This window comes from Streptomyces sp. NPDC057950, from assembly GCF_042887295.1.
Lineage (GTDB): Bacteria > Actinomycetota > Actinomycetes > Streptomycetales > Streptomycetaceae > Streptomyces > Streptomyces kaempferi.
The window spans coordinates 1-21905 of sequence record NZ_JBHVPP010000047.1 but is presented as its reverse complement, the minus strand read 5'-3'; the positions used below and the strand labels follow the sequence as shown (position 1 = coordinate 21905).

22 protein-coding genes and 3 pseudogenes are annotated in these 21905 nt (G+C 67.1%); 16 read left to right on the top strand and 9 right to left on the bottom strand.

Annotation, left to right across the window (positions count from 1 at the left end; all coding sequences use genetic code 11):
* Nucleotides 1–1037: 1037 nt before the first annotated feature.
* Nucleotides 1038–1937, top strand: a complete 900-nt coding sequence (locus tag ACFVTC_RS42260; protein ID WP_390135096.1) for a ribosome-inactivating family protein — start codon at nucleotides 1038–1040, stop codon at nucleotides 1935–1937.
* Between the two features lie 234 nt (nucleotides 1938–2171).
* Here ACFVTC_RS42260 and ACFVTC_RS42255 read toward each other — a convergent pair whose 3' ends face one another.
* The gene (locus tag ACFVTC_RS42255) at nucleotides 2172–2468 is read right to left on the bottom strand and encodes a hypothetical protein (RefSeq protein WP_390135093.1); all 297 of its coding nucleotides are present in this window, start codon (nucleotides 2466–2468) and stop codon (nucleotides 2172–2174) included.
* Nucleotides 2469–3233: 765 nt separating this feature from the next.
* Here ACFVTC_RS42255 and ACFVTC_RS42250 point away from each other — a divergent pair.
* Entirely contained in the window at nucleotides 3234–3737 is a 504-nt protein-coding gene (locus ACFVTC_RS42250; RefSeq protein WP_390135091.1) for an NUDIX hydrolase, read from the top strand.
* 285 nt (nucleotides 3738–4022) lie between these two features.
* Here the strand turns inward: ACFVTC_RS42250 and ACFVTC_RS42245 are convergent, their stop codons facing one another.
* Together ACFVTC_RS42245 and ACFVTC_RS42240 are read right to left on the bottom strand one after the other, a co-directional pair.
* Nucleotides 4023–4709, bottom strand: a complete 687-nt coding sequence (locus tag ACFVTC_RS42245; protein ID WP_390135089.1) for a DUF998 domain-containing protein — start codon at nucleotides 4707–4709, stop codon at nucleotides 4023–4025.
* A gap of 277 nt (nucleotides 4710–4986) precedes the next feature.
* On the bottom strand, nucleotides 4987–6051 hold the full coding sequence (locus tag ACFVTC_RS42240) for a medium chain dehydrogenase/reductase family protein (RefSeq protein ID WP_390135100.1): 1065 nt from the start codon (nucleotides 6049–6051) through the stop codon (nucleotides 4987–4989).
* 360 nt (nucleotides 6052–6411) lie between these two features.
* On the opposite strand from ACFVTC_RS42240, the gene ACFVTC_RS42235 reads away from it, so the two are divergent.
* Together ACFVTC_RS42235 and ACFVTC_RS42230 are read left to right on the top strand one after the other, a co-directional pair.
* Complete coding sequence (locus ACFVTC_RS42235) at nucleotides 6412–7113, top strand: TetR/AcrR family transcriptional regulator (RefSeq protein ID WP_390135087.1); 702 nt, start codon at nucleotides 6412–6414, stop codon at nucleotides 7111–7113.
* A 452-nt stretch (nucleotides 7114–7565) separates the two neighbouring features.
* Nucleotides 7566–8264, top strand: coding sequence for a DUF6308 family protein (locus ACFVTC_RS42230; protein WP_390135085.1), 699 nt, complete (start codon nucleotides 7566–7568; stop codon nucleotides 8262–8264).
* 898 nt (nucleotides 8265–9162) lie between these two features.
* Here the strand turns inward: ACFVTC_RS42230 and ACFVTC_RS42225 are convergent.
* Nucleotides 9163–9747, bottom strand: a complete 585-nt coding sequence (locus ACFVTC_RS42225; RefSeq protein ID WP_390135083.1) for a YrhB domain-containing protein — start codon at nucleotides 9745–9747, stop codon at nucleotides 9163–9165.
* A 155-nt stretch (nucleotides 9748–9902) separates the two neighbouring features.
* On the opposite strand from ACFVTC_RS42225, the pseudogene ACFVTC_RS42220 reads away from it, so the two are divergent.
* Nucleotides 9903–10025, top strand: a pseudogene (locus tag ACFVTC_RS42220) (XRE family transcriptional regulator); the annotation flags it as partial.
* 230 nt (nucleotides 10026–10255) lie between these two features.
* Here ACFVTC_RS42220 and ACFVTC_RS42215 read toward each other — a convergent pair.
* Together ACFVTC_RS42215 and ACFVTC_RS42210 are read right to left on the bottom strand one after the other, a co-directional pair.
* Nucleotides 10256–10984: a hypothetical protein gene (locus ACFVTC_RS42215; protein ID WP_390135098.1), complete on the bottom strand. Its 729-nt coding sequence runs from the start codon at nucleotides 10982–10984 to the stop codon at nucleotides 10256–10258.
* Between the two features lie 616 nt (nucleotides 10985–11600).
* The gene (locus tag ACFVTC_RS42210; RefSeq protein WP_390135081.1) at nucleotides 11601–12233 is read right to left on the bottom strand and encodes an FG-GAP repeat domain-containing protein; all 633 of its coding nucleotides are present in this window, start codon (nucleotides 12231–12233) and stop codon (nucleotides 11601–11603) included.
* Between the two features lie 242 nt (nucleotides 12234–12475).
* Here ACFVTC_RS42210 and ACFVTC_RS42205 point away from each other — a divergent pair, with 242 nt between their 5' ends.
* Nucleotides 12476–12676, top strand: a complete 201-nt coding sequence (locus ACFVTC_RS42205) for a hypothetical protein (protein ID WP_390135079.1) — start codon at nucleotides 12476–12478, stop codon at nucleotides 12674–12676.
* A gap of 3 nt (nucleotides 12677–12679) precedes the next feature.
* On the opposite strand, the gene ACFVTC_RS42200 is transcribed toward ACFVTC_RS42205, so the two are convergent.
* Nucleotides 12680–13327, bottom strand: a complete 648-nt coding sequence (locus tag ACFVTC_RS42200; protein WP_390135077.1) for a class I SAM-dependent methyltransferase — start codon at nucleotides 13325–13327, stop codon at nucleotides 12680–12682.
* 373 nt (nucleotides 13328–13700) lie between these two features.
* On the opposite strand from ACFVTC_RS42200, the gene ACFVTC_RS42195 reads away from it, so the two are divergent.
* Entirely contained in the window at nucleotides 13701–13988 is a 288-nt protein-coding gene (locus ACFVTC_RS42195; protein ID WP_390135075.1) for a WhiB family transcriptional regulator, read from the top strand.
* A 196-nt stretch (nucleotides 13989–14184) separates the two neighbouring features.
* Here ACFVTC_RS42195 and ACFVTC_RS42190 read toward each other — a convergent pair whose 3' ends face one another.
* Together ACFVTC_RS42190 and ACFVTC_RS42185 are read right to left on the bottom strand one after the other, a co-directional pair.
* Nucleotides 14185–16203: an NACHT domain-containing protein gene (locus ACFVTC_RS42190; RefSeq protein ID WP_390135073.1), complete on the bottom strand. Its 2019-nt coding sequence runs from the start codon at nucleotides 16201–16203 to the stop codon at nucleotides 14185–14187.
* A 127-nt stretch (nucleotides 16204–16330) separates the two neighbouring features.
* Nucleotides 16331–16771 carry a hypothetical protein gene (locus ACFVTC_RS42185; protein WP_390135071.1) on the bottom strand — a complete coding sequence of 147 codons (441 nt, stop codon included), beginning with the start codon at nucleotides 16769–16771 and terminating at the stop codon, nucleotides 16331–16333.
* 277 nt (nucleotides 16772–17048) lie between these two features.
* On the opposite strand from ACFVTC_RS42185, the gene ACFVTC_RS42180 reads away from it, so the two are divergent.
* From ACFVTC_RS42180 to ACFVTC_RS42140, 9 genes and pseudogenes are all read left to right on the top strand, one after another.
* Entirely contained in the window at nucleotides 17049–17396 is a 348-nt protein-coding gene (locus ACFVTC_RS42180) for a hypothetical protein (protein WP_390135070.1), read from the top strand.
* A gap of 367 nt (nucleotides 17397–17763) precedes the next feature.
* Nucleotides 17764–18147, top strand: a complete 384-nt coding sequence (locus ACFVTC_RS42175; protein WP_390135068.1) for a winged helix-turn-helix domain-containing protein — start codon at nucleotides 17764–17766, stop codon at nucleotides 18145–18147.
* 26 nt (nucleotides 18148–18173) lie between these two features.
* A pseudogene (locus ACFVTC_RS42170) lies at nucleotides 18174–18723 on the top strand (transposase).
* Nucleotides 18669–19089 (top strand): annotated as a pseudogene (locus tag ACFVTC_RS42165) (GNAT family N-acetyltransferase). The pseudogenes ACFVTC_RS42170 and ACFVTC_RS42165 overlap by 55 nt, the downstream one beginning before the upstream one ends.
* 211 nt (nucleotides 19090–19300) lie before the next feature.
* A complete protein-coding gene (locus ACFVTC_RS42160) occupies nucleotides 19301–19741 on the top strand; it encodes a hypothetical protein (RefSeq protein ID WP_390135067.1) in 441 nt (146 codons plus the stop codon).
* A gap of 388 nt (nucleotides 19742–20129) precedes the next feature.
* Entirely contained in the window at nucleotides 20130–20663 is a 534-nt protein-coding gene (locus ACFVTC_RS42155) for a hypothetical protein (protein ID WP_390135065.1), read from the top strand.
* Between the two features lie 161 nt (nucleotides 20664–20824).
* A complete protein-coding gene (locus tag ACFVTC_RS42150; RefSeq protein WP_390135063.1) occupies nucleotides 20825–21034 on the top strand; it encodes a hypothetical protein in 210 nt (69 codons plus the stop codon).
* Between the two features lie 5 nt (nucleotides 21035–21039).
* On the top strand, nucleotides 21040–21291 hold the full coding sequence (locus ACFVTC_RS42145; RefSeq protein WP_390135061.1) for a hypothetical protein: 252 nt from the start codon (nucleotides 21040–21042) through the stop codon (nucleotides 21289–21291).
* Between the two features lie 252 nt (nucleotides 21292–21543).
* On the top strand, nucleotides 21544–21905 hold a 362-nt coding region (locus tag ACFVTC_RS42140; protein WP_390135059.1), incomplete at its 3' end, for a hypothetical protein.

The following is a 21905-nucleotide window of genomic DNA, read 5'->3' as shown; positions in this document are numbered from 1 at the left end:
CCGCTCTGGAGGCCTGCGCACGGCCCCCGGGCCGAGACCGCCCGTCATCCGGTCGCCCCACCCAGCGCCGCATGCACTGCGGGCCGGTATCACGATGCCGATGGGTGTCCCGGTACGCACCGCACCGGGACACCCGACGCCCTGCGCGGCCACCACCCCCGAGCGCAGGCCGCGCACGGCTTTCTCGCACCCGGGCAAGCCCGCGGTCGTGGAAGCCGGCTCCCAGTCGCCCGCCAAGCGGTGCGGCGTCCAGCGGCCGGCCACGACATGGCGAGAATTCCGGTCTGGCCGGTGCGGACGCTGTTGTTGCGCGGGCTTCTGTCAAGGGGGGATGGAAACGGCTGGTCAGACCGTATGGGCGGGTCTGGTGTAGGGCCCCGACGGGGTGGGGCTGCGCGTCGGCCGGTGGCCTCCGCGCTCCGACAGACAGTGCCTGCCACAACCGCTGACCGGCCGGTCAGCGGCGCTACCAGCGCATGCCGAGGGCATCGAGTTCCGCGCGGCGCTGCTTGCTCAACTTGGCCGCCCTGAGGCGCGCGTTGTCGATCAAGGTCGGGCTACAGGGCGGACCGGATGGGTTGTGACTCTTCTTCGGCAGTATCCGCTGTTCAGGAAGCGCCGCTGGTAGTGCCTTCCCAGTTCCAGTTCGATGTCGGCATGGCTCGGGATCCTGTTGAACGAAGCGCCGTCTGGGCGCCGAACTGCGCCGGCTCCGCAAAGCCAGCGGGGACAGACCGCACTAGGAATCAACCACCCGCTGGCTTGCGGAAGCGTCTCCTTTTTGGAAACGGTACGGCGCTGCAAGGGCCCCGGCCCGGGTGAGAGTCTCTATCTAATAGGTAGGAGGAATTCGGTCATAATTATCCGTCTTGGATAGTGATAGGGTCGACGCGAACGGGACAGTTATGAGCAAAGGCGAAACAGGAATACGCTTAAGAGCAGTCCCGCGCCAAAACCCTTCGACCAGGAATCACATGTTTCACAACCGAGCACAACTTCTAGCTTTCGACCGTAGTCGGCCGACTAAATTCGTGGCCATGCTCGTAGTCCTCATTACGGCTGCTGCAGCGCTCTTCGCGGGGACGGGCGCAGCAAAAGCCGACACTCCGAGCGGCCGCATCGCGCACGTCTACATGAATCTCCGCTCCGTGGACAATGCGGGCACCGGTACCTACCCGCAGAGCCAGTACCTGGGACTGCTCACAAGCTTCCAAAATGCGGCGGGCCACTATTGGAGGAACGGCGTTGGGGTAACGCAGACGGCGGGTGATGGAGCCACGCTGATCCGGATGGATCTGAATCTCTCGCCCACTGACTCACTGCGCCTCTGGTTCACGCCTCGCAATATGTATCTGGTTGGTTTCACCAACCACTACAACGACACCTACGCGTTCAACGACTACGACCTCCGCGACACGATGAATAATCTCTCGCGAAGTGCGGATGCGGGCCTTCTCCCACCGGCGGGGCAAATTCACAGCCTGTCTTTCGGCGGGAACTACGGGAGCCTGTCAGGTGCCGCGGGACGTGGTCGAGATGCGATGCCCATATCCTTCAACGACCTGTGGAATTCCGCGTGGCAACTGCAGTACGGCGATAACAGCTCCAGTACCGCGCGCTCGCTACTGCTCATGATCCAGTACACCTCTGAGGCTGCTCGCTTCTTTGACGTGTACGGGGTGATGTCGGCCATCATGGCCAACGCCAATACCCACTACGCAGGGTTGCCCGCCACACAGCAGGAGCTCGAGACCAGCTGGGAACAGCTCTCACGCTACGCCGACGACCTGTGGGCTGGCCGGAACCCGGGACCTTACTATGTCGGTCCCCACGCCGGAACGGTAAGTAACAGTTCGCAGGTGACTTCACGCCTCTGGTTCGCCATCGGAAACCCCTCGCAGGTCCCTCCCTCAACGGACTGGCACACCGAGCTCTAGCCTCGATCCTGCATGAGCATCCGTCAGCTCGCTGACGGACCCTGCGGCGGCGCCTTCGCGGTGCTCGTACGGCACCCGGGCGTGCTCCTCGCGTTCGGTGTACCGGCGCAGCGCCGCGTCGCCGCAGGTCCGGTGCGCTCTCCCGGTTTCGGCGGAGTGCATCTGCGGTCACCCGTGCTTGTGGCGATCGGCCCTGGCGGACACGTGTGTGCCAGGGTCGGCAGGCCTTCGGCGTTACCAGCAATCGACACCGACGAGAAGGCTCGCGCGCGCGAACTCGTAGTAGCCACAGCTGTACGTGTGCGTGCCGTCGGTGATGGTCTGCGAGGTCGTCCCGGATATGACACCGGTGTAGTTGGTTCCGAACGCCACGGGCGGTATGAACGGCTTGTCCACGAAGTCCAGGCTCTGGCAGGTGAAGTCGGCGTTGACTGCCGTGGGTGCGGCGACGGCCTGGGACCCGGATGCGGTGGCAAAGGCGGGGGCGAGTACTGCGGCTGCGCAGATGCCGAGGCGTAAGACGTGCTTCATGTGAATCTCCGGTTTCCGGCGCTGGGATGTGGCGCAATATGGAACTCCATCCCAGCAGGGCGGCGTATGAGGGGATTCCTACACCTGAGGGGGGAAGGGTGCGTCCCGCGGGCATCCCGGCCAGCCGGGAGCCGCCACGCCCAGCGCGGCACCGCCTCATAGCCCGTGTCACGATGCCGATGGGTGCCCCGCTACGCACTGCACAGCACAGGGCGCCCCTGACCATGCGCAGCTGCTTCGCCCCCGTTCGCGGCTGCGCACGGTATCCTCTCGCGCGAACTCCGCTGTTTTTAGGCCCAGTTCAGCCCGAGGTCGGCGAGCGCCTGGTGTCCAGGAGCGGCACGTCGGTAGTGGGCTTTGGCTCCCATGGAGGCCGTCAGGGAGGCGAAAGCCGGACCGAGGCCGGGTCCCGCGCAGCACCACGGAAGGACCCGTCTACCCGGCTGCGGCCGCCGCGAGCAGGTCGCCGGCCTTGAGGTGTGGGCGCGCACTGTCCTCGCCGACCTGGACACCGTCGTCCTCGACATGGTTATCCGGGCAGAAACGTGTCTCACCAGCGGCTTCCTCTCAGGGGAAGGGCGGGGCCGATTCACTTCACCGAGGGACGCGGACGGCTGGTCGTCGTGAGCCTGAGTGCGATAGGTGTCGTATTTGCGGAACAACTGTCTTCATCCTCGTCCGGCTTCCTTGCGCAGATGTTCTTGGTCCGGTTCCGCGGGTCGCCGGGAAGGGGCGTTGTCGGTGGGCTCTGCCAGGGTGTGCGTCGTGGATGAGCTGGTGGAGCGTGTCGACGATCAAGATCGTGTGCTGGGGGTGGTGGTCAGCCGCCGGCAGGCCATCCGGGAGGGTTGGCTGCACCAGGTTGCCGTGACGGTGTGTCGTGACGAGCGTGGACAGATCCTCGTCCACCGGCGGTCGGAGCGTCTGTCGCGCTTCCCCGGGCTCTACGAGGTCATGGTCGGTGGCGCCGTGGATGTCGGTGAGTCCTATGAACAGGCCGCCGCGCGGGAGCTGGCCGAAGAGCTGGGCATTCGTGTGCTGCCGCGCTTGCTGTTCACGTTCCTCAACCGCAGCGGTCTGAGCCCTCACTGGCTCGGCGTGCACGAAGTCGTGGTGCCGGACACGGTGGTCGCCGATCCTGATGAGGTCGCCTGGCATGGCTGGCTGACCGAGTCGGAGCTTCACTCGGCCCTGCTGGAGTGGGCCTTCACCCCCGACAGCCATGAAGCCTTCAGCCGGTATCTCGCGTTCCGGACCGCGCGGTCCTGACTTTGCCCGCCCCTCGGGCTGGGGCGCCTGCTTGGGGCCGTCGCGTTGTGCGAGCGGCTGTTCGTGATACGGAGTACGGATGCTTGGTCGACTCCCGCTCGTTGAGTAACTCGATGGCTTGCGGTCCGTGCTCTCCCAGAACGAGGTCCTGATGTCGGTCCTGTCCGCGCAGGACTTTCGCCGAGCAGGTGCCGGGATTCACTCGCCGGTTCGGCCGGCGGACGGAACAGTCCCATCAGCCTGCGCCGGTCTGCGACCCTGCTCGTGAACGGTCGTATGGGGCGCTCACTGCTGAGTGTGGGCTTTGCCTGCGGCGGACCGGATGAGGGTGAGGCCGGTGATCACAGCCCAAAGGAGGTAGCTGTAGAGGGAGATACGTTCGGCCAGTCCGGTGGGCACCCATCCGTAGGTGAGAGGGATGTTGAGCAGCCCGGTGGCGCCGAGGGTGATGCTGACAATCGAGAGCCAGCGAGGGAGCCCGAGGGATTCGCTGGAGAGGCCGGTGACTATAGCGAGGGCGTTCCCGGCGATGATTGAGAGGAACGCTCCGAGCAGGTAGAGCGGAAGGGTCCCGTCGTCGAAGCGCGCGGGGCCGAGCGGGAACACCGCGAACAGGATGAGGGCGATCCCCTGCGCCACGCCGAGGGACCGGATCGTCTGTTGTCTCCAGCCGGTGAGTCGGCGGCTGAGGGCGATGCTCGCGGCGGCGACGAGTGTTCCGGCGACGATCCAGGCGATGCTCATCAACCACCACAGCGGAGAGGAGATGAGGACGCCGCGGAATTCGCCGGCGTAGGGGCTGCCGAGAAAATTGACGTAGTCCTCGATATAGCTGTAAGGACGCCGGTCCCATGCGCTGGCGACGATCGCTTCTGCGACCAGGCTGACAAGGGCTGCGGCGATGAGCGCGGGGCCGGCCCAATGCGCGATGACTCGGGGCGAAGTAGCCGGGGTGGTCGTGGTGGAGGACATGGTCGTGCTGATCTCCCTTCCTATTCTTTACGGTGAAATGAGGTAGGCCCATTGAGTTGCAGGAGGCACAGTGCCCTGCGCAGGCCCTTCGCCCGTCAGGGGCGGTGCGAGTCGTACTCTTCGTGGCGAAGAGGTTTCAAGGGCGATATGTCAGGACACTGTTGAACGTCTCGCTGACGGCATTACCGAAGATCTCTCCGGTCTGAAGCGGTCTGGGCACCACCTCGGCAGAGCAGCCGCGTAAAGCGCCCTCCATCGCAGCTCCGTGGTGCGAAGGTCAGGGCGCGAGGATGATTTTGCCGAGGTTGGTGCGGCCGGAGGATTCCGATAGCTCCATGGCCGCGGCTGCCTCGCTCAGCGGGAATCGGGCGGCGATCTTCGCGGTGAGCCGGCCGTCGCGCAGCAGGTCGAAGACGTGTGTGAGGTCGGTGCGCATCCGGGCCCGGAATGCCTCGCGCTTGGCCGAGTCCGGCTTGCCGAAGCCCGCCCAGACGTCGTAGAAACTCGCGTGCCTGCGCGTGGGCAGGTAGTTCCAGAATGCCAGTTTGGCCAGCAGTGGCAGGAAGTCGAGCAGCACGTGCCTGGTGTCGTCGAGCGCTGCCGCGATGCTGTAGGAGACCAGCGTGCCGGTGCGGTTGAGCATTCCGTACGAGAGGGTGACGCTGGCGCCGCCGAGGTGGTCGAACACGGCGTCCACGCCGGCGGGGGCCAGGTTCCGGACGCGGGTGGCCAGATCGGGATCCCTGTAGTCGATCGGCTTCACTCCCAGCGCGCGGAGCGCTTCGTGATGGCGCGGGTGGGCAGTGCCGATCACGCGGGCGCCTACGTGCTGGGCGAGCTGAGTCAGGATCGTGCCCACGCCGCCGCTGACGCCGGTCACGAGGATGGTCTGCCCGGCTTGTACCCTCGCGCTGCGGTGAATCATCTGATAAGCGGTCAGCCCGTTGACGATCAGTGTCTCCGCCTCGTCGGCACTGATCCCGTCGGGCACCTCCACCAGGTCGGCGGCGGTCAGCAGGACGGCGGTGCTCCAGCCGCCGGTCTTGGTCAGCGCCGCTACTCGCCGGCCGAGGAGTGCACGGTCAACTCCGGGGCCGACAGCCTTGACGATGCCGACAAGGTCATAGCCGGGCACGAACGGGAAGGCGGGCTGGCCGTAATAGCGGCCACGGCGCATCGCACTCTCGGCGAAGGATACGGCGGTCGCCTCGACGCCCACCAGAGCCTTGCCTGCGGCGGGGGCTGGCAGTGTGCGCTGGACCAGTCGCAGGCCGGACGGCGCGACCTTGCCCGGCAGCACCACTTCGGTGGCAGTCACGGTTGCTTCGGCGGCTGCGGTCATCTCGGACATGGCCAACCCCTCATGATTTCTGCGACTGTTCGTCACTCGGTTAATGGTCGTAACTATGCATGTCATCGTCATGCTGCGTCAATCAGTAACTGAAAGCAAGGCGGCCCATGACGGCCGATCATGAGGTGAACCGACGCGAGCGGTGTCGGCGGGCGGGAGCGGGACAGATCAAGGCCGGGGCCGCCACCTGAGTCGAACCCGAGACGCTCCACGGGCCGAGGCCGAGACGATGCCTGACGGCCCGCATCACCGGCATGGCAGCCGGATGCGACCCCGGATCCGATCAACGTGTTACGAGCCGTTGCGAAACAACGTTGCTGTAGAGTTTCTATGGTCCATTACGATGTGATGATGACTAACAAAGCGCAGACCATGGGCAGGCGCGAGCGATTGCGGGTCCAGACGCTCCAGGAGATCGAGGACGCTTCGTTCGCGATCATCGACGCGGACGGCATTCATGGCTTGTCTGTCGCGGCGGTAGCTCGGGACATGGCCATGTCCGCCCCGGCGGTCTACCGCTACTTCCCGTCGCGCGACGCGCTGGCGGCGCACCTGGTAACGCTGGCCTACGAGCAGCTCGCGGCGGCGATGATTCAGGCTGTGGAAAGCAGCAGGCGGGCGCCACGCGCGCGGGTGAGTCTGCTGGTCAACGCATACCGTGACTGGGCCCTGCGGTACCGGCGGCGTTATGGAATGCTGTTCGGCGAGCGGGAAGCAGACTTGCCCAGCGACGTCACCACGCGGACCCCGCTGGATCAGGCGATGGCGCTGCTCATCGACATGTTGGTGGTCGCCCAGAACACCATGCGTGCCAGCACCACCAGCGGTGACCGAGCACTGGACGGGCAGTTGCGGCTATGGTCCCAGGACCAGCAGCGCCCGGATGTTACGCCGCCCGTCGCCTGCGCCGCCATCCTGATCTGGTCGCGGGTACACGGGATCGTGAGTCTTGAACTCACCGGCATGTTCGACAACCAGTCCCTGGAGGCGCAGCGGCTGATCGATCTGGAAATCGACGGCGCCTTCCAATCCCTGGGACTGGCCAATCCCTGACCGGCCGACGGGTAGCGGTGCGCGATCAGGGGCGCCGAGAGTCGGGAACGGCGCATGTCCTGCATCACGCAGAGGGACACTGTCGTGGTCGTACACGGTTCGGGCCGCTGAAAGACCCCGTCGCGCACCGCCTGCTCCGCCGAGGAGGCGCGAGCCGCCCTGGGCTCGAAGGAGGTCGATCGGGCGACGTGTCTCGATGTCGACAAGCACAGTTCCGTAGATCCTTCCCCTGGGCTGGGCATATTCGTCCACGCCGACCACGCGGGGCGTGACAGTGGGCGGATCCGGGAGCGAGACGATCAGCCTCAGCAGAGTGTTCCGGCCGGAGTTCCCTCACCACCTGATGGTCGGTGCCCACGGGCGACCCACCGACCGGGTCTCCGCATGCTTACCGGGCAGGGCCTTCTGGCGCCGCTCACCCGCTCACGATCTCGACGAAAGACGGAGTTCTCATGGCTTCTGCTACCACGGCGCCCGGTGTTTCTGATGAGGCGTTGTCGCCGTTGGGGCAGCGATTGCGTGTCCTGCTGAGTTCCGAGCGCGTTGTCGGCGACCTGCGGGGCTACTTCGGCATCGGCATGCCACCCAGTAAGGCGACGTTCACAGGCAACCGGTTCGAGCATCTGGCGGGTGGGGGAGACCGGCCGGAGATCGCCGATCGGATCACGGCGGAGAACCTGGTCGCGGTGCAGACCTTGTCGGTGACCGTTCCGGCGCCTGTCGCGCTGGACATTCTGGAGGGCCCTCTCGGCACACGGCTGTCCGGTCTGCTGCACGCCATACCCAGGGACATCAACATGGTCGACGCCGACGCGGATGTCGTGGCCGACGGTTCGCCGGCGGACCATGCCTGGCATCTCCTGCGCGACCAGCCCGATGTCGGATGGGTGATCGCGGGCAAGCTTCTGGCCCGCAAGCGCCCGCGGCTGCTCCCGGTCTATGACCGCGTCGTCCGCTGTGCCGTCGGCCGGCCGTCGTCCTTCTGGCTCGCCCTCCACACTGCGCTGCGTGAGGACGACGCTGCTTTGCACCGCCAACTGCTGGAGCTGCGCCAGGTCGCGGGGGTGCCGGAGACGGTGAGTGCGTTGCGGGTGTGCGACGTGGCGGTGTGGATGGGGCACCGGGCGGAGGGGCACGCCTGTCCTCGCTGACTTCGGCAGCGAAGTTGCCCATCCGGCGTTCTGGCGTGTGAGGGTGACGGATTTTACCAACCGTCATGTGGGTGTGTGTGACGTTCGCTTGGAGTGGTCTGCGGGGGTGGGGGAGGGGTGTGGACCCGGGAGCGAGGGCGCCGCCGGTGGGGCGGTCCTTGGTCTGAGGGGGCGGCACGCGGGTGGGTGGTGGGTGAGTTACGGGTGCAGGAGATCGTTCGTGGGGACGGCCGGGTCTGCCGAACTCAACAACCGCCCGCGCAAGACGCTCGGCTGGGAAACCCCGGCCGAGCGCCTGCACAAACTACTCGCCGCCTGATCAGACCCATCGCGTAAAGCGGCCGACCGCTGGCCGGGCGGTGCGCCGGTGGCCGGCCCCGATGTGGCGAGAATCCCGGTCCGGCTGGTGCGGACGCTGTAGTCGGGCAGGGTGCTGACGCGGCTGTTGCGCCAGTACCGCTGCTCACCCAGGGCCACTGTGATCCCTGCGAAATGGGCATCGCGCCCAGCCTCGACACCGTCATGGTCCCGGCCCCGACCGGACACCGGCTCGCCGCGTGACCGGCCCGCCTCCCGACAATCGGCAGCAGCCCGGTTCTCCCGTGCCACGACAACGCGAGGCCGGCCCACAAGACGGTGTCGGACTGCGCCAGCCCGCCTCAATCCCGACCGTGAGTTCCGCACGTACTGCCACCTTTTCGCCACTCGCCGACCATGGCGCCGCGGCTGCATCGACGACTTGCTCCGAAAATCCGCGACGACAGGTGGCGGGGCTTCTCATCACTGACACCCGCATGCAGCGCATCCACCACCCCTACGACGGTGGCCCCGACATCTTTCTCGCCACGTCCGAGGAACGAGACCGGATGCGCGATCGGCATGGCGACTGGCTTTCCAGTCATTCCCCGGGTCTCTGACCGGCTCGGATCACCCCTCCACTCGGAATGGTCTCCACCGCAAGTACCGGGTTGAGAGGGACCACGAGCTTCCTGGTGGCGACGGCCACGAGGCGGGCGGGTGCATCACCCTCCAGCAATGCGGTCACGTACTCGAGGGCTTCGGCGGGCGAGAGCACAGGCAGCCTCTGGCGCAGTGTCAGCACAGCGTGCATCCGTCCGCGCGTAGCGGCGATCCCGCGGAGCGCATCGTGTAGATCGTCCACGGCAGTGCGCACTGGCTGCCCGCGTATCCGAGTCCGGTAGTCGGCCTCCCACTCCCCGGTTCTCGCGGAGACGACGCCGATCTGGTGCAGTCCCCCGTCGACGCGGTCGACCAGATACGGCCCATTGCCAATCAGCGCGTACTTCGAGTTCCGGGTGCGTACGAAGTCCTCGGACTGCCAGGAGACGATCCACACCAGCTCGTGCTCCTCGACACGGACCACAGCCATCCTCACCGCGTCCGCGCTCACAGCCCGCCACTGCTGATAGTCGCGCTCCAGCTGCTCCTCGACTGCCCGAACGGCGGCTTCTCGCTCGATCACGCGTGCAGCATCCCTTACGGGCCCGGTTTCGACCAGCGAATTTCCACAGCTCAGGGTTACGCAGAAGGGACCAGCGAACCCTCTCGCCCAGGGATACAGGAGCTGAAGAACAAATGCTCTGCGCCAGAATGCGGTTGCTGTTGCGCAGGCGCAGGCGCAGGCGCAGGCGCCGCCAGGCCGCCGCCACCGGTGGCATCACGGTCGAGACCCGCGCCCGCTTCGGCTACACCGCGACCGTCGGCAGCACCGACGACGGACGGTTCCGACGCCTGACCATCCTTCGAGCAGTAGTCGATCCAGTCGGCCTGGCTCAGATTCTCGTCAGCGCAGTCAACGTTGCTCTTCTTGGCAGGCTTCGACGAGACAGCCTTGGTGGCCCCTCCAGCCTGACTGTCGCCGCCACCCCCGCCGCATGCGGTCAGAGCGGCCAGAAGCAGGGCGGCCGTAGCCGCAGTCGTGCGAACGCGCGTGATTCCCTCCGGGGTTAGGCTTGAGATGTGGCTCGCCGTTACGGGCAGGTCTCCTCGAACTTGACAGCGCCGAGCGTCACAGGCTGCCCCTTGAGAGCAGTACCGGCGGCCGGCGACTGCGTGCACACCTTCCAGTTGCTCTCGACCAGGATCCAACGCCTCGCGTCGGAAGCGTCCTTGACCGTGAAGGACGTGCCCGGGTCGAGCGCGGCCCGCGCCGCCTTCACGGACTTCCCCGTGAAGTCCGGAATCTTCCCGCCCGCTGTGGACGGCGCCGTCACGTCCCTCGACGGGCATGTCTCGGTGAGCTTCACCGAACCGAAGTCCAGTGTCGTGCCGGTGCCGGCCGCCGCGCCGGCCTTCACGTTCTGCGAGCAGACCTTCCAGTCGCGGTCGAGGATCTGCATACGGTCCCGGCCGAGCGAGTCGTGCGACCTCAGCGAGTAGAAGCCCTGCTCCTGCGCCGCATCCTGCGCGGACTGCAGTCCCATGCCAACGAAGGTGGGCACCGCCTTACGCCCGGCCGCAGGGGCCTTGTCGTCCTTTGACGCTGACGTGGTGACGCCTGACGCCGGGGTGCTGGTGGCCTTGCCGCCTGCGGCGGTCGCGGTGACGGTGACGCGCGGCGCCGGCTTCGAAGACGCGGTGTTCTTCTGGTCGTTGCCGGAGGAGCCGATACCGACCCCGATGAACAGGATGACCAGGGCGGCCGGGATGACGATCCGCTTCCGCGCCCACTTCGGGCCGCTGGCCGGCTGCGGCGGCATCGAAGGCGGCGGCGGTACCTGGCCCCAGGCGGGCCCGGACGGCGGCGGCTGATCCTGCGACATGTGTCCCCCCAGGGAAGATCCGTGAGGGATGAACGTAACGGTGCAGGTGAGAATTTTGTAAGAGCTGTGGAGGTGTAGTGATGAAACCGTGACGAAATGTGAACCTTCAACGAACAGAGTCGCGCGCCCGAAGCGGGGGTGGGGCTGCCTGCCGTATCAGGCCAGCTCGCGTGCCCGCTTCTCTGTACGGTCCAGCAACTCGCGGCACCGTCATGCAGATCGTCGAGGGTCTGGGTGCTCAGCCTGGCAAGAAGGGTGCTGGCCTGCCGGGAGACGTCGCGGGTGCCGGGCGTCTCGAGCTGGTGGGAGCCGTTCAGTTCGGGTGGACGCCTGAAGATCAGCTCGCGCCGCAGTTCTCGAGAGGAGCGGTCTTCCAGCGCTTGGAGGCGGGTTTGCCTGGAGCCACGAACGGCGCATCTGTTTTCCCGTGCGACAGACTGCCGGTGCTGCTCCGCTCCCGCGCCTGGCCAGAACTGTCCGTGAGGGCCAGAGTGAACCGCCCCGGGTTCGATGGAGAGATCGTCGGCCGGGTGCGGGGCCACACGCGTCGCCGTCAGCCTTTGCCTTTGTCCTCGCACGACGGGTAGAACGTCCGCAGGCTGGGGGCCGGCATGGAGTCCGGGGTGGGCACATCGCCTTGCTGGGCCCCGCTCGTGTACGGCAGGTCGGAGGCGGTCGGCTTGCCTTCGAGGCCCTTCGGACCACCGAGGCGGGCCCTCACGGAATGCTGCCCGTCCCCGTCGTACACGTAGGCGGCGAGATCCGGGTACCGGTCGTGGTTGTAGTCGGCGACGCCTGCGGCGCGCGGTTCGCTCAGGTCGACGTGATGGTCGCTCTGTCCACGTCCGTGGGCCGAGAACGGGCCGAGGCGCAGTTCGGAGACGGCTGGATCTATAGGGTCGTCGCCCCATGTCTTCCCGGTGGCGGCGATGAACAGGTCCAGCCAGCCGTCCCGGTCGAAGTCCGCTACCGCCGCCGACACGGTCACCGGGTGGTCACCCCGGTCGCCGACCAGTTGCTCGGGAGTCACCGAGGTGTCGGGTCCGTGAGTCGCGCCGAAGGTGATGCGGAGCCCGGAGTCGGTACCGGCGCGGGAGGCGGAGGCGGGCGAGACCTCGTCGGCCGTACCGTCACCGTTCAGGTCAGCCCGCAGACCGCCCGACGAGGTCACACAGGTGCGGATCACGGGCCCCGCCTTCGGCCTCGAGGGCGGATTGCCGCGGCCGTCGCCGCAACCTGTCAGGAGGATGGTCGCAGACACCAGCATCAGTGCGCCACCGGCTCGGCCAGCCCTCTGTATCCCCGTCGCTGCCACGTAGACCCCCTCAGGATGGTGATCAAGAGTACGCCCGCGCCAACCCAGCGCCGCATCAGGCAACGTTCGCCCTGTCGACGACGGCGCGTAGGCGTCGGTCGTCGGCGTGGCGATTGATCCGCAACCGCAAGAAACTGGGCACCCGCGGCGGCCGTTCGCCGAAGTTCGACAAGGCCAACTACCGCGAGCGCCACGCGGTCGAGTGCGGGATCGACCGCCTCAAGCGCCACAGAGCGGTGGCCACGAGGTATGACAAGCTCGCTGTCCGCTACGAGGCCACCGTCACCATCGCGGTCATCAATGAGTGGCTGTGATCCTTACCGCTTGCAGCCCAGCAACTGCACCGCCTGGGAACGATGTCCGTTCATCGTGGCGACCTCGATCCGGTGCTCGTCCACCAAGTCGAAGTCCGACAGCAGGGCGCGCAGCTCTGCGATGTCGTGGTGCCGGCACACCGCACCGTCGTCCGTGGTGAAGACCCCGTGCGTTGTGCCGAACTGCTGGGCATGGGCGGCGTAACGGCTGTGATTTCGTTCGTCGGCCTGCAGGACCAAGTCGCTGACGTAGAGCAGCCCGCCGGGCGCCAGGACACGGCACAGTTCAGCAATCAGAGCCCGCTGAGCCGTCGCTTCCGGGACGCATGTCAGCACCGCGAACAGCAGGACGACATCGAAGCTCGCTGACGCGTACGTCAGGTCCGGAGGAGACTCCAGGACTTCGAAGCGCAGGTCGGGACGCAACTGGCGGCCCCGCTCGACCAGCGTTGGAGACAGGTCCACCCCGGACACATCAGAGAACCCGCGCTCGCTCAGCTCCGCCATGACACGGCCGTATCCGCAGCCGTAGTCCAGGACCCGAGCGTTCGCACGCACCCCCGCCAGCCAGCTGAGATTCACCGGATGGGTGAACGTCTTCGTGGCGCCGACACCGTCCCAGTATGCGATTTGACTACCAAGGTCCTTCATGCGAGTGCAGCTTACGGTTCAGGTGACTCCATACTCGCCGCTTGATCTACTTCTGAAACAGACCCTAGTCGCCACCCTGCCGTTGCAGGGGGCTTCCGTTGCAGCTCAGGTTGCGCTCGGTCTGATCGGCACACCAGGGCGACTCGTGACGCTGAGGCGGGCCCGCTGCTGACTCCTGCGCCTCTCCGCACGGACGGCGACACAGAGGCCGAGGCTTCAAGGGCCACAGGCATGCCTCGTTCACTGGACATGCGGTGACCTGGCTGTTTCGGGGAAAGCGTGGGGTGTCGAGGTCCATGCAGCCGGGAGATGCGCTGGGTCGGCATTTCTTCGGAGCCGTGGGGTGGGATGGCCTGTTGAGGGGGAAGTTGTGATGAGTGCGAGGTCCGAGTGGCTGGAGAGGGCCGCGTGCGGCAGTTCCGATGCGGACGGCTTGTTCGCGGACAGTGCACGTCAGCGGCAGGCCAAGGTGGTCTGTGCGGGGTGTCCGGTGCGCGTTGAGTGTCTTGCCGAAGCGCTGGATGAGCGTGTCGAGTTCGGGGTGTGGGGAGGTATGACCGAGCGGGATCGCAGAGCTCTCCTGCGACGCAAGCCGGACGTCGCCTCCTGGCTCTCTGTACTGGAAGCAGCCCGGAACAGGGTGGTGTCCCCGGCCGGTTGAGGACGGGAAGGTCCTGCTCGCACCCCGTGCGTTGTACACAGGCTGCCGACTGGTCCTCGAAGTTTCTGCGCCGGGATGGCGGGCGACGTCGGCGCAGACCTCTACCACGAGTTCGGCATCGTTGACGGTGTGGTGTCCGGGGCTCCGGGATGGCCGTTGCGGGGGTACGTGTACAGGCAGCCGGTGGGGGCGGTTGTCAGGGAGTGGGGTGTGCGGTGAGCCAGTCCTGGAGTTCTCGGTGGCGGAACTGGTAGGCGACGCCGGAGATCCGCAGGAGTCCTGTTTCGTAGGCCCAGTTCAGGAAGGTGCCGAGACGCCAGGGCAGTCGGCCCCGGACACAGCACAGGAAGACCAGGTAGCGGCGGCCAGCCCCAGCGAGCCAGTACAGCCCGAACGCGAGCCCGCCCGCGAGCCCGACTCCGAACCCAAACGAGAGCACGCCTGGGAGCCCGAGTCCGAGCCCGCCTGCGAGCCCGATCACGAAGACGATCGAGAGCCCGAAGGCGAGATCGTCGCGCACCGGATGACGCGGGTCCGTCGGCGAAGCATCTTCGAGGAATTCGATGAGCCCGGGCATGAGCCCGGCTCCGAGCCCGATCACGAGCCCGATCACGAGCACGTTTGCAGTCCCGCCTGCGAACCCGACCCCGAACCCGAACGCGAACCCGAACACAACCGTGAACGCGAGTGCGCCATCCCGGGCGAGCTGGCGGCGGTGGGTTGGGCTGCGCAGTCGCTGGAACTGGAACGTTAGAGGTTCTGGGACGCGAGGACGACTGGCTCGCCAGACAGTTCCCAGGACGAGCAACACAACCGTTGAGGCGCCGCCCAGTTGGCCAGGTGAGGAACCGATGGAGACCTGGGACAGGGCCAGGGTGGTGAGGGTGAGCGTGAGGAGGGCGGTGAGCAGGGTGTCGGCGGTGCGGACGCGGCGGGGGCCGGCCATGGGCCACAGCTGGTGGAGGACGATGTCGGTGCTGCTGGCGGTGGATGCCGGTGCGGTGGTGGCGAGGTGGGCGGCGAGCGCGGCGAGCCAGCGGTGGGTCTGGTCGGGGCGGTACCGGTTGGGGCGGGTGGGGTGCTGGTGGGCGGCCGCGGTGAGGTAGCGGGCGAGGAGGTGGTCGCGGACCGCACTGGGGGAGGCCAGGGTGAGCAGGTGGTCCGGTTCGCGGAGGTAGGCCAGGGTGTCAGGGTGGCGTTCTTCGTAGGCGGTGGCGGCCAGGTTGAGGCGCCAGGGGGTGGCGAGGGAGCGGGCCAGTGTGCCGGCGGGTGCGGTCGTGAACGTGTCGATGACCGGCTGCCAGCGGGCCGGGCTGGTGCTGCGGGCGGTGAGGTACGCGGTGGCCTGGCCGGGGCGGACGTCGTCGAGTTGGATGCGGGCGGCCTCACGCATCCGCAGGTCCAGGCCGGCCAGGTCCTCGTACTGGGTGGTGCGGCACGTGAGGACGACCGGGGCGATGCCGGTGGGGTCCTGGTAGGCGTTGACTTGCTCCAGGGCGCGCGCGGCACGGCGGCGGCCGGCCGGAGTGGCGTCGGTGTCCATCTCGTCCAGGCCGTCCAGGACCGGCAGGACGCGGTATCCGTCCACCAGCGTGGTGGCGTCGGCGAGGGCGATGCCCTGGTCCCGGAACTGCTGATGGACCTGGTCGGCGAGCCATCCCTGAAGAGGTTGCTCGGTGTTCCAGCCGGCCAGGGAGAAGCGGACCGGGACGGGGTCGGTGTCGGTGCGGCCGGGGTGGGTCAGCAGTCCGAGGATGAGGTCCAGGGCGAACAGGGTCTTGCCCGCGCCCGGTTCACCGGTGATGACCAGGCGGGCGGGGCGCAGGTTCTGGTAATAGGACACGATGTCGGTGAGGCGGCCGTGGGCCGCTGCGCCGGTCGCGTTGTTGGCGGGCTCGGTGCGCTGGTGGAAGGCGACGTCGATGCGATGGGCGCCGGGTCCGATCAGCTGGGCACGCTGCCGGGTCTCGGCCGCGGCCACAACGGCGGCCAGCGTTTTCACCTTCGCGTCGGTGTCCGCCGCAGCCTCGCGGCGGTCGTCACGGTAGGCGGCCCAGGCCAGGTAGGCGCCCGGCAGGGTGGGGGCCAGGGCGACGAGCGTGGCGCCCAGCCGCGCCACCTGGAAGTGCTTGGACAGCCACAGCGCCAGCATCACGGTCACGGCCTGCAGGACGGCATAGACGGCGGCTGGCCGGCGGGTCCGTGATCGTGTCATGCGACGTATGGTCGCCAGCCCGCTGAGCAGCGGGCGGATGATCGCCATTTTCGGTTCCGAACTGAGACATCAGGCGACATACCGGCGCCGTACCGAACCCAGCTCCAGGCGTGGCGCGTCCGACGCCTCAGGCGGGCTGTGGCGCGAAAAAGTCGGCTGCCGCCTGCCAGAGGGAGGCGAGCGCTTCCTCCGCGGTGTGCAGCGTCGTGGGGATCAGTGTCGCGAGGGACTGTCCCCTCCACGCGAGTTCGTACTCCTTTTCCACCGCCCCGAGCGTCAGCCTGTGCTCGAACCCTGGCGCGATCCGGTGGGCCAGGACGTTGCGTACCTCGGCCAGGTCCTTGTAGACGTCACCGGCGATCAGGGCCGACATCGCCGCTGCGAGCGGACCGTTCGGCCATGCCGCCTCAAACGCCCTGGTCGTCGCGTTCGCCTTGATCCTGTAGTACGTCACCGGGTCGTCGGCGAGGGCGAAACTCTGCCCAGCGAGGCGCGAGCCGGCGAAGTAGAGCCCGTAGAAGGAGCTCTTGAACGCGGAGTGGCGGGCGACGAAGAACGCCGACGACACAGGTCCGGCAACTGTCACCAGGAAGCTTCGGTCAGGCTGGCATCTACGGGCGGCGCCTCCCGGCACTGCGCACACCGCCGCCTGGACTTCCCCGACGCCCCACCAGCCTGTTCGCAGGGGGTTGGCAGAGCATGCGGGTTGAGGACCGCACCCTGTAAAGATCCAGAAGACAGGTATCCAGCCATTCCCTGTTCGATACTCTCCCCGCGCCAAGATCATCGGGCCCGAAGCCGGATTCGGGCCCACTGCGCGACAGGGCTACGTGACTTCGCGGGTCATGTCGTCTGACGGACTGGAGAACACCATGCCCCGATGGGCCATTGTGAAGGCTGACGGTGAGGCGGAAGCCTTCCGGTACAACATCATCAAGGAACTGGAAGGGACCGAAGCCCAAGCCCTTGCCGAGATGCTGCGGAAGATCGACACCGTTGCAGGGGCCCTCACCGAAGCAGGGCGCCGCCGTGAGAGAAGACGGGTCTTCCGCGTGTCCGATCGCAGCTACGTCGTGCGCGTCGAAAGCCGGTGGTCGAACTACGAGGCTCACTTCACCCTCGCCGAACTCATAGCCGACAACCATGATGATGAGCTTCCCAGCAGTGCATCCGGTTCGACGAAGGGGCCGTAATTCCTGGCCGCAGGTTGGCGGCATGCTCGCGCAGGGGCCGTCGTCCGGGGTGGCTGTACAGCAGCGCAGTACAGCCACCGTCGCGACCACTACCGCCCCTAAGTACCCGCCAGGCATGCCCGGGAGACGTCAGCAACTACGGTGCCCATAGTTCGCATCGAGGAGCGCGCGCGTCTACTGACCTTCGCGGCGTCATGTCGTTGGGGGCTGGCGAGGTGTGATCGTCGCGGTATGCCGGTTGTGTGAGATATCCGCAGGGTGGTGGGCTGACGCCTGAACGGCAGGCGTTTCGCGAGCGGATCCGGCTGGAGCCGCGGAGCGATTCGCTGCGGGTGCGTCCAACGTCCAGGTCGCCAACGACTTACGGGTGAGTGTGCGCTCGGTGCAGCGCTGGCGCCGGTCCTGGCACGACACCGGCTCCGAGTGGCTGCGGTCTGCCGGGCCCGTGTCACGGCCCAAGCTGAGTGAGGCCCTGTTCGCCGTGCTCGAGCAGGAGCTGGCGAAGGGACCGGTCGCACATGGCCGGCCGGACCAGACGTGGACACTGGCGCGGATCAGAACGCTGATCGGGCGCCGGTTCCACAAGAGCATGACACTGTCGGCGATCGCGCGGATGCTGCACCGGCATGGCTTCAGCCACCAGGTGCCGGTCCGGCGAGCGATCGAGCGTGACGAGGAGGCCGTGGCGGGCTGGGTGAAGGAGACCTGGCCGCAGGTGGAAGGTCCGTGGCGGCGCTCGATGCCTGGCTGAGCTTCGAAGACGAGGCCGGCTTCTCGATGACGCCGCCCACCGCACGGACCTGGGCCCGGCGCGGACACACGCCCGTCATCCGGGTGCGAGGGCGCTCCCAGCGCCGCTTCTCCCTCGCTGCTCCGGCCTGCTACAAGCAGGGTGAACGCTCGCGGCTGATCTACCGGCCCAAACGACACGTCGATCACAAGCGGGGCGGCAGGCGCAGTTTCACCTGGACCGACTATCGCGACCTGCTCATCGCCGCCCACCGGCAGCTCGGCGCACCCATTGTGCTCGTGTGGGACAACCTCAACGTCCACAAAGACCGCCGACTGCGGGAGTTCATCGACATCCACGACTGGATCACCTGCTACTTCCTCCCGGCCTACGCACCGGACCTCAACCCCGTCGAGGGCATCTGGTCACTCCTGCGCCGCAGCAGCCAGGTCAACACCCGCCTTCACCGACCCAGACGACCTCATCAGCACGCTCCGACACGGTCTCCGCCAGATCCAATACCGCAGCAACCTCATCGACGGATGCCTCGCCGAAACCTGCCTCACCACGACGACACCACGCCGACAACGTCAGTAGTCGTGGATCGTGTCTCCGACGGGGCGTTCATAGGCTGGTGCACCCTGAACAGGTGGAACCCGGAGTACCGCAGCGTGTCACTCGGCTACTGCTACGACGATGCAGCGTGGGGTCACGGTTACGCGACGGAGGAGGCGCGCGCTCTGCTGGGGTGGGCGTTCGACACGTTGGACCTGAATCGTGTCCAAGCCGAGGCTGATACGCGCAATGTGGCTTCTGCCCGCGTGCTGGAGAAGCTCGGCTTCGTGCGTGAGGGGACGTTGCGCGAGGACTGCGTCGCCAACGGCGATGTCTCCGACTCGTGGGTCTACGGGCTGATCAGGCGGGGAGTGGCTGCCGTCGCCCGAGCCGGTCTTCACTCACTGAATTCCGCCGCTCGGCACCGATATCGCATCCCTGAGAGGGTTGCGTCAGTACCTGCCTGTTTTGAGACACCAGAACGCCGGGATGGCTGATACCAATATCAACTTCGCGCGATACCGCAATATAGGATCGTTGCCCAGGGACACCATTCAGGTTCAAACCGGGAGATGCCCGTCCTTGGGAGGTCGGGTCACCGGCAACAGGGGGAGACACCATGGCATACAGGATGCGGCGTGCAGTTCTTTGCGGGGCAGCGTTCGTGTTGGCCTCGGCGGGTCTGGCAACGGGGTCTGGCAGCGCGAGCGCTGGGACTGCTGCGGTGACGGTCTTCCATCAGAAGTGCGAATTGCCGATCGCCGGAGATTACGAGAGCGTTGTCTACGACCAGGACAACCACTACGTCGGCCTTGCTGAGTTCGTTGCGAACGGGGACAAGATGGAAGCTGTGGACCCCCGCAGCGACGGCTACTACGTAGTTGCCCACCTCGGCACCGGAGGCCTCGGGCGAACCGCCAGCACACAGGGGAAGGGCACCTACTCCGGTTGGGCCACCGGCGACCTGCCGGAAAACCACACGTACTACATGTACGTCGAGATGCACGAAGCCAACGGCTCCGCTTCCACGAGCCTGCCCTCCTGCAAGGTCACGTCCTAGCCAAACAAGCACCTCGCAGACGGCGGCGCCGTTGTGGTGGATGTCCGCCCAGACGGCCCGATCGAGTCGGCCGACGCGGAGGCGTTCGCGGCGACTGCGCGGGCCTGCGAGCTGGCCGGCTGGCATTTCCGCAGGGTCGGTGGGATCGACTCCGTGCTGTTCGCGAACGTGAAGTGGCTGGCGGGCTACCGGCATCCGCGCGACCTGCTGGAGCCGGCCGCATCCCGGCTTCTGGAGGTGTTCAGGGCCCCGACGGGTCGTTCGCCGGGGCCGAGTAGGTCGGCGACCGTCTGGCAGTGCTGCTTGGGCTCTACCACCTGCTCTGGCGCCACCGGTTGCGCATCGACGTGGACAGCCCGTTCCGGCGCGGCACGATCGTGTGGTCAGCGTGAGTGCGCTGAGGCGTCAGGCGTTGGCGCGGCCGGGTGACCGGGTCCGGTTCGACGGCCAACTGCACACCGTCGTCGGCCTGTCCGGGGTTCTCGTCCGGCTGGTCGACCAACTGGGCCGGATCAGCGCGATGCACCTTCCCAGGCTGATGACCTTGGAGGGCTTCGAGGTGGCCGGCTCCGGTGGGCCAGCGCCTGGTTTGCCCGCCGGTTTGCTGGACGGGGTGGCTGCGGAGCAAGCCGAGAGGACCCTGTGGTGGCACCGCCACATGGCTGAGGTGCTGATCGGCCTGCCGCCGGATGCCCAGGCCGGGGCCGTTCCGAAGGCCGAGTTCGACCCGGCGACGCAGACGCTCACGCAGCGCGAGGCGGCGAAGGCCGTCGAACTGAGCGCAGAGACGGGTCGTCGGATCAGTCCGCACACGGTTCGCTGGCGTCGACGCCGTTACCAGCAGCAAGGGGTGCTCGCGGCTCCGCGCCGGCAGGCGGCGAGGCAGGTCGACCCGCGGGTGGTGGGAGTGCTGGGCAGCTGATGGGCGAAGCCGCCGACCGGTCGACGCACACTGTCAGCTACTACTTCGAGAAGGTCGGGTAAGCGGTTGCCAGGCTGGACGCCCCGCTGGTCGTGATGCCCTCGCGCGCCACATTCAACCACCTATTCGACCGGTTGGACGCCGGGCGCCACACGACTGGGTTGGCCCGGACCCGACGCACGCTGGCCAACCAACCCGACCGCGTCTTCGAGGACGTGGTGGTCTGTCGGCCGGGCGACTTGATGGAGATCGACTCCACGTCGTTCGATGTGATGGTCCGGCTGGAGAACGGGGTGGTGGACCGGGTCGAGATGACCGGTCTGGTCGACATCGCGACCAGGACGCCGCGGCGGTGCTGCGGCCGACGATGAAGTCGGTGGACGCCTCGCTGCTGCAGGCCCGGGCGGTCACGCCGGTGCCGATGCGGCCCGGCTGGCCGCAGGCCGCCTGTTTCATCAAGCCGATCCGACGTTCCACCTTGTGCCTGGCCTTGTACTTCTCGCGGTCGAACATTGGTGGTCGGCCGCCGGCCGACCCTCGGTGGAGTCGGTGGTTTGCCTGGTCACGCTTCTCCGGGATCCGAGGTCTGGCCACTCGATACGAAAAGATAGAGATCTTTAACGGCTGAGGTTACGGCGGTTGTAGGCTGCCGCGCGCGATGTTGGGGTAGTGACACCTCACCCTCGTAGGGTGAGCGGCATGATGGGGAATGGTGTGCCAGGGAGCGGGGCGACGGAGCGCGCGGCACTGCGCCGTGCGTTGAGCGAGTTGGACGCGCGGCTTGCCACGAACACCGAGCGCGGGCCCGGAGCACACCGCCGGTTGGAGCCCCTGGTGGAACGACTGCGGACACCGGCGGCGGCGTTCCTGCGACAAGAACTTGAGCGTCGACTCGCCCCTTCACGTTGACGCGGACGACTCATTCGCGCGGGACTGGATTGCCCATGTCCTGGCGGGCGCCTGCGGTGCGGCGGCCCTGCCCGCCCTGCTGCGTGCGAGGGTCAGTGATCGCAACGACGACGGGGACACGCTGGAGTTCGATGTCCTCGACCTGTTCTCCGCCTGGCCCGAGGCGTCGCTCAGGCTGGTCCTGGGATGCGTCGCCTCGGACGACCCCGGGACGCGGCTGGTCGGAATCTGGGGTCTAACGAGTTGGTGCGTGATAGCGGGTGGGCATGCTCTGCTGGTGAGAGGCATGGTGGATCGTTCGGTTCTGACACATCCGTTGTTCACGGGCGTCTC